The 11,395-nt window shown below is 39.2% G+C and carries 10 protein-coding genes and 2 pseudogenes; 9 read left to right on the top strand and 3 right to left on the bottom strand.

All coding sequences use genetic code 11. From position 1 onward, the window contains the following. Positions 1-76: 76 nt before the first annotated feature. Positions 77-1,078 (bottom strand): annotated as a pseudogene (gene icd, locus H1X92_RS05065) (NADP-dependent isocitrate dehydrogenase); the annotation flags it as partial. 228 nt (positions 1,079-1,306) lie between these two features. Here icd and rluE point away from each other — a divergent pair. From rluE to H1X92_RS05025, 8 genes and pseudogenes are all read left to right on the top strand, one after another. Further along, positions 1,307-1,849: pseudogene (gene rluE / locus H1X92_RS05060) on the top strand (23S rRNA pseudouridine(2457) synthase RluE); the annotation flags it as partial. Continuing rightward, positions 1,842-2,291 carry an NUDIX domain-containing protein gene (locus H1X92_RS05055; RefSeq protein ID WP_180559129.1) on the top strand — a complete coding sequence of 150 codons (450 nt, stop codon included), beginning with the start codon at positions 1,842-1,844 and terminating at the stop codon, positions 2,289-2,291. The pseudogene rluE and the gene H1X92_RS05055, both read left to right, overlap by 8 nt. 88 nt (positions 2,292-2,379) lie before the next feature. After that, complete coding sequence (mnmA, locus tag H1X92_RS05050; protein WP_180559128.1) at positions 2,380-3,489, top strand: tRNA 2-thiouridine(34) synthase MnmA; 1,110 nt, start codon at positions 2,380-2,382, stop codon at positions 3,487-3,489. Continuing rightward, complete coding sequence (gene hflD / locus H1X92_RS05045) at positions 3,486-4,112, top strand: high frequency lysogenization protein HflD (protein ID WP_180559127.1); 627 nt, start codon at positions 3,486-3,488, stop codon at positions 4,110-4,112. Before mnmA ends, hflD begins: the two co-directional genes overlap by 4 nt. A 21-nt stretch (positions 4,113-4,133) precedes the next feature. After that, positions 4,134-5,504 carry an adenylosuccinate lyase gene (purB, locus tag H1X92_RS05040; RefSeq protein ID WP_180559126.1) on the top strand — a complete coding sequence of 457 codons (1,371 nt, stop codon included), beginning with the start codon at positions 4,134-4,136 and terminating at the stop codon, positions 5,502-5,504. Between the two features lie 175 nt (positions 5,505-5,679). Then, a complete protein-coding gene (phoP, locus tag H1X92_RS05035; RefSeq protein WP_180559125.1) occupies positions 5,680-6,369 on the top strand; it encodes a two-component system response regulator PhoP in 690 nt (229 codons plus the stop codon). After that, positions 6,359-7,822, top strand: coding sequence for a two-component system sensor histidine kinase PhoQ (phoQ, locus tag H1X92_RS05030; protein ID WP_180559132.1), 1,464 nt, complete (start codon positions 6,359-6,361; stop codon positions 7,820-7,822). The genes phoP and phoQ overlap by 11 nt, the downstream gene beginning before the upstream one ends. 70 nt (positions 7,823-7,892) lie before the next feature. Further along, positions 7,893-9,020: a ribosomal protein uL16 3-hydroxylase gene (locus H1X92_RS05025; RefSeq protein WP_180559131.1), complete on the top strand. Its 1,128-nt coding sequence runs from the start codon at positions 7,893-7,895 to the stop codon at positions 9,018-9,020. A gap of 70 nt (positions 9,021-9,090) precedes the next feature. Here the strand turns inward: H1X92_RS05025 and pepT are convergent, their stop codons facing one another. Continuing rightward, positions 9,091-9,867 carry a tripeptide aminopeptidase PepT gene (gene pepT, locus H1X92_RS05020; protein ID WP_180559130.1) on the bottom strand — a complete coding sequence of 259 codons (777 nt, stop codon included), beginning with the start codon at positions 9,865-9,867 and terminating at the stop codon, positions 9,091-9,093. 66 nt (positions 9,868-9,933) lie between these two features. Beyond that, entirely contained in the window at positions 9,934-11,160 is a 1,227-nt protein-coding gene (locus H1X92_RS05015) for an RNA-guided endonuclease InsQ/TnpB family protein (RefSeq protein WP_180558336.1), read from the bottom strand. 58 nt (positions 11,161-11,218) lie between these two features. Here H1X92_RS05015 and H1X92_RS05010 point away from each other — a divergent pair. Beyond that, positions 11,219-11,395: transposase (locus H1X92_RS05010; protein ID WP_180558337.1), on the top strand; the 177-nt coding region annotated here is incomplete at its 3' end.

Here is an 11,395-nt window from a genome sequence, read left to right as displayed (position 1 = left end):
ATTCTTCGGGCTTTTCAAGCCCGACCAAATTCCCCTCCCACCTTATGTCGGTGGGAGTACCCTTTGGAGGTTAAGATAGTGCACAACTATCGCCTATATTCGCGCCAGGGGCGATACCAATACCGCCAACTTGAGCCGCTAAGGCATCCGAAATATAATCGCCATTAAGGTTCATACAAGCAATAACGTCATATTCAGCTGGGCGCAACAAAATTTGCTGTAAAAACGCATCAGCAATTACGTCCTTGATAATAATATCTTTACCTGTCTCTGGATGTTTAATTTTCATCCATGGGCCACCATCCAGTAATTCAGCACCGAATTCATCTTGTGCTAACTGGAATCCCCAATCTTTAAAAGCACCTTCAGTGAATTTCATTATGTTACCTTTATGCACTAAAGTGACCGATTGACGATTATTTTGCATAGCATACTCAATTGCTGCTCGCACTAGCCGCTTAGTCCCTTCTTCTGAACAAGGCTTTATACCGATACCACAGTTGGTTGGGAAACGAATTTTATTTACCTCCATCTCATCTTGCAGAAATTTAATCACTTTATCTGCTTCAGAGCTGCCCGCTTTCCATTCAATCCCAGCATAAATATCTTCAGAATTTTCGCGAAAAATAACCATATCCGTCAATTCTGGCTGTTTTACTGGGCTAGGGGTTCCTTGATAATAACGCACAGGCCGTAAACAAATATAGAGATCAAGTTGTTGACGTAAAGCAACATTTAAAGAACGGATCCCGCCGCCCACAGGTGTAGTTAGTGGCCCTTTAATAGAAACATGATATTGCTGGATCAAATCGAGTGTTTCAGCCGGTAACCATACATCTTTGCCATAAATTTGGGTTGATTTTTCGCCGGTATAAATCTCCATCCAAGAAATCTTTTTGTCACCTTGATAGGCTTTTTTTACTGCAGCATCAACCACTTTTAACATCACAGGGGTAATATTAGCATCAATGCCATCCCCTTCAATATAAGGAATTATTGGATTATTAGGGACATTGAGCTTACCTGCTGCCAATGTAATTTTTTCACCCTGTTGAGGAACTATTACTTTGCTTTCCATCAATCTTTCCTTTTCGTTATCTTAGCGCAATACCTATTAACTTTTGGTAAGAATATTGCATGGTACTTGAATACTTTTTCTACGCCAATGCCTGTTAATTTAAGGTATAATAGGGATCTCATTTTTTATTACTCATGGCTATGACAAATTTGCATCATAAAAAGTCCAAATCGAAACAACACCATGACAAAAATAGCGTAAATTTTTGTCAAACATACGATTAATTTACGCAGAATAATACTATTTAATAAACCGTTCGATGTATTGTCACAATTTACTGACCAAATTGGTCGCCAGACATTAAAAAATTACATTTCTGTTACCAATGTTTATGCCGCAGGACGTTTAGATCGTGATAGCGAGGGTTTATTAATACTCACTAATGATGGAAAATTACAAGCGAAATTGACCCAGCCAAACAATAAAACAAAAAAAATTTACTATGTGCAAGTAGAAGGTATACCGGAACAAGCAGCATTACAAAAATTTTGTCGTGGCTTGCTATTAAAAGACGGTATGACCAAGCCGGCAAAAGCTGAACTTGTTGCTGAGCCCGACTGGCTTTGGCCGCGTCACCCTCCTATACGTATCAGAAAAAACATCCCAACCTGTTGGCTAAGGATCACCTTATCAGAAGGCCGCAATCGACAAATACGTCGTATGACCGCCAACATAGGATTTCCAACCTTAAGATTGATTCGCTATAGTATTGCCAATTTTCAATTAGATAACTTACAACATGGTGAATGGAAGGAGATTGATCTTGTTTAAACCGCACGTAACCGTTGCTAATGTCGTTCACGTTAATGGTAAGTTTTTAGTTGTAGAAGAAATTATTAATAATAAATCAGTCTGGAATCAACCAGCTGGACATCTAGAAGCCGACGAAACTATTTTGGCTGCCGCTAGCCGTGAGCTGTATGAAGAAACCGGTATTAATGCATTTCCCCAGCAATTAATAAAAATCCATCAATGGATAGCGCCTGATGGCTGTGCTTTCTTGCGGTTTCTTTTTTTAATTGAACTGGATGAGATGCCTAAAACCGCTCCACAAGATAATGATATCCATCAATGTTTATGGCTTACTGCCGATGAAATATTATCTAGTCGGTGCCTTCGTTCACCTTTAGTGGCAGAAAGCATACGCTGTTTTATGACCCGAAAATTTTTCCCATTAACATTAATCGACGCTCATCAATTTCATGCTGGCTAATAGCGATTAATTCAATGCTACTATGGTGCAACTTGCCACAGCATGTTAAAATATTTGTTTTTATGTTTGCCCGCAGTGAGATTTATTCATGTCAGATAACCAGTTGAAAAAAGTCATCGTTGGAATGTCCGGTGGCGTAGATTCATCCGTAGCCGCTTACCTATTAAAACAACAAGGTTATCAGGTTGCTGGTCTATTTATGAAAAACTGGGAAGAAGACGATAATGAAGAGTATTGCGCAGCGGCTACCGATCTTGCCGACGCACAATCCGTATGCGATAAACTCGATATAGAGCTTCATACTGTTAATTTTGCCGCCGAATATTGGGACAATGTTTTTGCCCATTTTCTTGCTGAGTATAAAGCTGGCCGCACTCCAAACCCCGATATTCTGTGTAATAAAGAAATTAAATTTAAAGCATTTCTAGAATTCGCGGCGCAAGATCTGGCGGCAGACTATATAGCCTCCGGCCACTATGCTCGACGTAAAACCGTTGATGGGTGCCATCAATTATTGCGTGGCTTGGATAATAACAAAGATCAGAGCTATTTTCTTTATGCTTTGGATCAATCGCAATTGGCACAAAGTCTTTTCCCAATCGGTGAGCTGGAAAAATCAACCGTTCGCCGTATCGCTGAAGAACTTGGTTTAATTACGGCTAAAAAGAAAGACTCAACAGGAATTTGTTTTATTGGTGAACGTAAATTTCGCGACTTCCTCGCTCGCTACCTGCCGGCTAAACCAGGTGCAATTATAACAGTTGACGGTAAAACTTTAGGCCAACATTCAGGCTTAATGTATCATACGTTAGGTCAACGTAAGGGATTAGGTATCGGTGGTGTAAAAGAAGCTAACGACGATCCCTGGTACGTTGTCGATAAAGATATTAAAAATAATCGCCTCATTGTTGCCCAAGGCCATAACCATCCACGTTTGATGTCGACAGGACTTATCGTCCAACAAATCCATTGGATTAACCCACCAGCATTAAACGAAACCAAGCAATGCACAGTTAAAACGCGTTATCGGCAACCCGATATCCCCTGTACAATTGAGCAGTTTAGTGACAATAAAATTGCCGTGCAATTTGATTATCCTATTGCTGCCGTTACACCCGGTCAATCCGCAGTCTTTTATCATGGTGAAATTTGTTTAGGCGGTGGCGTTATTGAAACACGTATTCAGGAGTCAATGTGAGCAAAAATTTTTATAATATTACACTTGCTTTTGCCGGTATCTGCCAAGCATGTCATTTGGTTCACCAAATAGCTCATAATGGCAAAATTGACGATAATGCAATAGAAGTTATGATTAATAGCACGTTAAATATTAATCCAACTTCCACATTAGATGTTTATGGCAATAGCGAGACAAATCTTCGCATTGGTTTAAATACTTTAATTGCTATACTTACCGCCTCAAATAATACCCTTTACTCAAATTTAACTCGCTACTTATTAAGTCTTATCGGATTAGAGCGTCGACTAAGAAAAAATCCATCGGCAAGTAATGAACTAAAACGACGTATTGAACTACTTCAACACCAAAAAAATTATTTTGAGCCTATGTCCAGTGGTATTTTTAACGCGCTGGCGGGTATTTATGTGGATGTGATTAGCCCTATTGGCCCTCGTATTCAGGTAACGGGTGCTCCTGATATCCTTCAAAATAGTTCGGTACAAGCTAAAGTGCGTGCATTACTTTTTACGGGTATTCGTAGCGCCGTTCTATGGCAACAAATCGGTGGCAGCCGCCTACAATTAATGTTTTCGCGACAAAGTTTGATCACTCAAGCAAAAGAAATTCTTGCTCATTGTTAATAAATTTGGGAGTCACTAGCAATGGAATTATCTTCACTGACTGCTGTATCGCCAATTGATGGCCGCTACAGTGATAAAGTCAGTCTATTACGTCCAATTTTCAGTGAATTTGGTTTACTGAAATATCGTATTCAAGTAGAGGTATGCTGGCTACAAAAATTAGCTGCATGTGCTGACATTCAAGAAGTCCCCACTTTTAGTGCCGAAGCAAAGGCTTATCTTGAGCTAATTGTTACTAACTTCAATGAAAATGATGCCATTCAGATCAAACAAATTGAACAAACAACGAATCATGATGTAAAAGCGGTTGAGTATTTCCTAAAACAAAAAATGGCCGCCATGCCTGAACTAGAAAAAGTGGCAGAATTTATTCATTTTGCCTGTACCTCTGAAGATATTAATAATCTATCCCATGCGCTAATGCTAAAAACTGCCCGTGACCAAGTAGTTCTTCCACAATGGCGAAAAATCATTAATAATCTAAAAGAGATGGCTCATCTTTATCGCGCTTTGCCGCTACTATCAAGAACCCATGGCCAACCTGCGACACCGACTACGATAGGTAAAGAGTTTGCCAATGTTGCTTATCGTATGCAGCGGCAATATCAGCAACTTGAGCAAATCGAAATTTTAGGCAAAATTAATGGCGCGGTGGGTAATTATAACGCCCATTTATCAGCTTATCCTGACATAAACTGGCATTTGTTCAGTGAAGAGTTTGTCACTTCGTTAGGTATAAAATGGAATCCGTTCACAACCCAAATTGAACCGCACGACTATATAGCTGAACTATTTAATTGTATTGCTCGTTTCAATACCATTTTGATCGATTTTAATCGGGATATCTGGGGTTATATTGCCCTTAACCATTTCAAACAAAAAACCGTTGCCGGTGAAATTGGTTCATCAACCATGCCACATAAAGTTAATCCGATTGATTTTGAAAATTCCGAAGGTAATCTCGGACTAGCAAATGCCTTATTAAATCATCTGGCAAACAAATTACCCATTTCACGTTGGCAACGTGATCTAACAGATTCAACGGTATTACGTAATTTAGGGGTCGGCATTGGTTATGCTTTAGTCGCTTATCAAGCGACATTGAAAGGCTTAAGCAAGCTAGAAGTTAATGAGCAAAATTTACAAACTGAATTAGACGCAAACTGGGAAGTGCTGGCTGAAGCTATTCAAACTGTTATGCGCCGCTATGGAATTGAAAAACCTTATGAAAAACTAAAAGCGTTAACCCGCGGCAAGCGAGCTACAGCAGATGACATCAAAGCATTTATTGATGACTTAGATTTACCTCAAACAGAAAAAGATCGATTAAAAACAATGACTCCGGCCAACTATATTGGTTACTCAATTAATCTGGTGGACTATTTAAAATAACGTTAATCGGTGAGCAATATTGATTGCTCACCCTACTTTTACATTTAGTCAGTCAATCAAACCATATAATTATTTTCTTTTCATTCAGTAATATCTTGCCGTCATCCAGCTATCCTTCTAACATAGGATTTATTACTACTTTTTCTAGTAGAGCTATTGAGAAATTGAGGTTGTTATGCGGATATTAATTGTAGAAGATAATGCGCTTTTACGTCACCATCTAACTGTCCAGTTAAAAGAGACCGGTCACCAAGTAGATGCAGCAGCAGATGCTAAAGAAGCCGATTATTTTTTGCAAGAGAGTAACCCCGATATTGCAATTGTTGACTTAGGATTACCGGGTGAAGATGGATTAAGTATGATCAGGCGTTGGCGGCAAGACAATATTAAATTGCCTATTTTAATATTAACCGCTCGTGAACGCTGGCAAGAAAAAGTGGTTGCCTTAAATAGTGGCGCCGATGATTATGTTACCAAACCTTTTCACCTGGAGGAGATCTTAGCAAGAATTCAAGCATTAATGCGTCGTAACAGTGGACTTGCTTCGCAAATACTTCAACTGAGTGATTTTATTATTGATATGTCGCGTAAAGAATTCACTATTAAAGATAAAAATATCAAACTTACTGCATTTGAATATAAGATTTTAGAAACTTTAATGCGCAATAACAGTAAGGTGGTGAGTAAAGAGTCACTAATGCGCCAGCTCTATCCAGATGCAGAATTGCGTGAAAGTCATACTATCGATGTTTTAATGGGACGATTACGAAAAAAGATTATGCAAGTGTGGCCTAATGATGTCATTGTGACCGTTCGTGGGCAAGGTTATCGGTTTGACGCAGAACAGCCTGATGATGCTATTTAATTTTATAAAACGCAAAAAACCTCTTTCGTTGCGAACTCGTTTTTTACTTGCGACTTCAGGGATAATATTAGCATTAACACTCTCCTATGGTGCTGTTGCTATCGTTGGCTATTTAGTTAGTTTTGATAAAACAACCTATACCTTACTACGAAGTCAAAGTAATCTATTTTATAGCCTGGCTCAATGGCGTAATAATAAGTTAGATATTCATGTTCCAACTGACTTCACCTTAAATACCTCGGCTTTTATTTTAATTTATAATCAACAGGGTGAAATTCTGTGGCGACAACACTATATTCCCGCCATTGAAAAAGCCATTGAAAAAGAGTGGCTAAAAAAGGATGGGCTGTATGAATTAGACACCGATTTAAATACCACTCGTGAATTAATGAAAGTTTCACCTAACGGCAGTAAACCGGCTAAAAACGTTACTGATATTGAGGATCGCTCTTTAATTCACTCAGTTTCTGTCAACCATTATCAGGCAACCGAAAATCTACCGCAACTTACTATTGTAGTCATAGATACCTTACCTTTAGATCTACAGAAAACTGGATTAGTTTGGGAATGGTTTGGCTATGTTATATTAACCAATTTTATTCTGGTCATTCCGCTACTTTGGCTAGTGACTTCCTGGAGTTTATACCCGATAAAATCATTAAGCTCACAAATAAGCGGCATCGAAAAAGGCGAGCGGGAGGCACTGGATGAAAATCCGCCATTAGAGCTCAGCGGATTAGTGCGTAACTTGAATAATTTACTCGTAAACGAACAAAAGCGCTATACCAAATATCGTACTACACTGGCTGATCTGAGCCATAGCCTAAAAACTCCGTTAGCGGTATTACAATCAACCCTCCGTTCTGTGCGCTCAAGCAAACAAATGACCATTGAACAAGCTGAACCTATCATGCTGGAACAAATTGGCCGAATTTCACAACAAATCGGCTACTATTTGCATCGTGCAAGTATACATAGTGAGGATCATTTCGCGATCCGAGAGATTTCTTCTGTTTCCGCCTTATTAGACAATCTATGTAGTGCTTTAACAAAAGTATATCAACAAAAAGGCGTCAATTTGACCCTCGATGTCTCACCTGAAATGACTTGGCTAGGTCAACCGATAGATTTTATGGAAATTATGGGTAATATTATTGAAAACGCCTGCAAATATTGTCTTGAATTTGTCGAAGTTAGCGCTAGTAGCACTGAAAATTCATTAATTATTATCGTAGATGATGACGGTCCTGGTGTTGCTGAAGATAAAAGTGATTTGATTTTTTTACGAGGTCAACGAATCGATACTCTACGACCAGGACAAGGTTTGGGACTCTCTATTGCGGCTGAAATAATTGAACAATATGATGGAGATATTGCTATTACTCATAATCCATTAGGTGGAGCGCGAGTGATTGTCACTTTTAGACAACAACTCCCGGTGACAGATAGCTAATATCACTAAATAGCAACGCCATTTGCTTACCTTTTAGCTAACAAATTAAATAAATATGCAGAATAAAATGATTGACTATCAACTTAATATCAATTGGCCAGATTTTATCAAAAATTATTGGCAAAAGCGGCCGTTATTAATAAAACAAGGATTTACTGATTTTATTGATCCTATTTCAGCTGATGAGTTAGCAGGATTAGCTATGGAAGATGAAGTGGATAGCCGATTAGTTAGCTTTCAAGCTGGAAGTTGGAATGTTACTCACGGCCCTTTTGATAACTATGATCAATTGGCCGAAACTGGATGGTCACTACTAGTACAAGCCGTTAATCATTGGCATTATCCAGCATCGGCCCTAATAGCCCCCTTTCGTGTTTTATCTGATTGGCGAATTGATGATTTAATGGTTTCTTATTCTGTTCCAGCAGGTGGGGTTGGCCCCCATATTGATCAATATGATGTTTTCATCATTCAAGGTCTTGGCCGTCGTCATTGGCGAGTAGGTGAAAAGATCACACTAAAACAACATTGTCCACATCCAGATCTACTCCAGGTTGAACCTTTTGCTGCCATTATTGACGAACAACTTGAGCCAGGTGATATTCTTTATATACCGCCAGGCTTTCCCCATGAAGGTTATTCCATAGAGACTTCACTTAATTACTCCGTTGGGTTTAGATCACCGTCTAGCCGTGAATTATTTAGTAGTTTTGCCGATTATCTTATCGCTAATGACTTAGGTAATTATCATTATCGTGATCCAGATATAGCAACACGTGACCATCCTGCTATGATATTGCCCACTGAATTAACGGAAATCCAACATATAATGCAACAAATGCTTGCTCAACCACAAATTTTTACTCATTGGTTTGGCACATTTATTTCTCAGTCACGTCATGAGTTAGATATTGCACCGCCCGATCCATCCTATACCCTTGAGCAAGTTATTCAGCTTCTGCGCCAAGGAAATACGCTATACAAACTTAATGGCTTACGTACGTTATGTGTAGCAGATCAATACTTTGTTAATGGTGAACAATTAAAATTTTTTAAACCACCTATCACAGCCATCAATATATTGTTTGAAAAACCACAGATCCAAGCTGATATGTTAGATAACGCTTTGAATAACAATTGTTTTATGCAATTATTAACCAAACTAATTAATGATGGATATTGGTATTTTAACGATTAAAATTGTTTAACCTGTATATCATAAAACATGATTAGCTTGACTGGTTGATAATTCATTGGCAGGTTAATCATTATTCGTTTACAGCCACTTGGTCTGATTTAGCATATTGTGCCGTTAAAGTGACAATGCGAAGAATGACTTCAACTGCCTGCTGCATACCCTCTAAAGAAATAAATTCATATTTACTATCAAAATTATATCCACCAGTAAAAATATTTGGACAAGGGATACCATAATTGGCTAACAGTGCGCCATGGGTAATATCTCGAATTGGTTGTACAATAGGTTTAATATTACAGTCAATCATCGCTTGTTTAGCAATATCAATGACATGTGGATACTGGCAAACAACTTTATTCATATTGTAACAAATATCATCGACCGTCAATTCAATGTAACAGTCAGGATGCAAATCTTTTCCCAGTTCTTCTGCAATATGGAACATAGCTCGTTTGCGTTTGGCAAAGCTTTGCTCATCAAAATCACAAATAATATAATTCATTTCAGTTTTTTCTACTGTGCCTTTAATACCATTTAGATGATAAAAACCTTGATCCATTATGGTTGACTTTGCTATTTCTTGGCTTGGGATCTGATTATGAATACGGGTAGCCAATGTCAAAGCATCTACCATACCCTCTTTAGAACTCTCTTTAAGTGTCCCTTTACCGATAATTTTTATCCTCACATTAGCAATATTAAAATTTTCATATTCAAGCCCGCCAATCCCCCTGCCAATCAAATTATATGCCCACTGTACCTTAAATTTTTTTAAATCGATGTTATGCGCACCACGACCTATTTTGGCATCGGGTGTAAACACTATATAAATATCACCATGAGGAATATTTTGCTGTTCTAGTTGACATCCTCCCCCACCTTCACACTTCGTGACTCAGGAGGGGGATTCCCGTTAGTCGGAGACTATCTGATCGCTCAGAAGCCTGGTTCCTGCTGCTGACGGCATTACTGCACCGTTCACTTCACAGGCTAACACGGCATGTCCTGCCGCTAAAATGTTACGAGCTCCGTTGATATCTGCGTTCTCTGTATACCCGCACTCAAGGCACTCGAATCTACTTTGTGATTGACGATTTTCTTTCGCTGTATGACCACAACATGCACACCGTTGACTTGTATATGCCGGAGGCACAGCTAATACCTGACCACCGCGCCATAGCTGCTTGTACTCAAGCTGACGGCGCATTTCATACCAACCCTGATCCAGTATCGAACGGTTAAGTCCTGATTTTGCCCTGACATTCCGTCCGTGCTGCTCTTGTGTACCTTTTGCCGATTTCGACATGTTACTGACCTTTAAGTCCTCAATGACGATCATCGCGTGGTTTTTGCTGATTTCACTGGTGACTTTGTGAAGGTAGTCTTTGCGGATATTGGTTATATGCGAGTGGAGACGTTGGATTTTTCGCTTCTGTTTTTTCCAGTTATTGCTGAATTTAACTTTACAGCTTAACTGACGCTGGAATTTCGCCAGCTTTTTTTGGTTGGTTTTAAAACTGTTTACAGGTTCAAACACTGTGCCGTCTGACAGCGTGGCGAGTCTGGTTACACCTGCATCCAAACCAATCATTGTTGCTGACGAATGAGGCTGAATGTCCATTTCCAGTTCGACCTGAAACGATATATACCAGTGTCCCGCATGTTGGCTAACGGTTGCGTTTTTAATCTTACCGTACAGCTTTTGCGACTGCCGGAACTTTACCCATACCAAACCTGACGGTAATCTCACTCTGCCATTATCGAGCTGACAATATTTATCAAAATTAACAAAACGAACTGAATCACGCCCGTCATTTTTCCTTTTAAATACAGGAGCTTTTGCTGCCAGTTTTTTATCAAAGCAGCGTTTCCATGCCCCGTGCAGATCTTTGAGTTTCTGCTGAAGATTATCCGTGTAGGCTTCTTGCAAAAAGGAATGTTCCGGCTTTTTTTTCCATTCTGTGAGCATCCGATTTAGTTCAAACGCTGACGGTAGTTTACCGCCGGATTCAATAATGCGTTGCGTCTCTGCTAGCCCGTAATTCCAGATAAAACGAGCGCATCCGCACAACTGCCGCAAACGTTGCGACTGTTTTTCGGTTGGTTCGAGTCTGAATTTGTAGGCTTTTAGAATTAGCATTATTACTCAGTGTGTAGTAAATTATCTCACTATCTTACCGTATATCCGGTTAATTTCAATGCAAAAATATAAAATCAACCGTTCAAGACATGCAGCGTTTCTTTTACATGTTCACCTTGTCTTTGTGACTAAGTACCGAAAGAAAGTACTCAGTGGCTTGCACTACAAAGCATTTCATCAGTATGCAGGTGAAGTGTGTCGCGACTTTGGGGCTGATTTAAAGGAAAGTAACGGA

The organism is Arsenophonus endosymbiont of Apis mellifera (assembly GCF_903968575.1).
In the GTDB taxonomy this organism is placed as follows: Bacteria; Pseudomonadota; Gammaproteobacteria; order Enterobacterales; family Enterobacteriaceae; genus Arsenophonus; species Arsenophonus apicola.
Note: the sequence above shows the minus strand (reverse complement) of the source record. Positions and strands in the feature narration are given on the sequence as shown.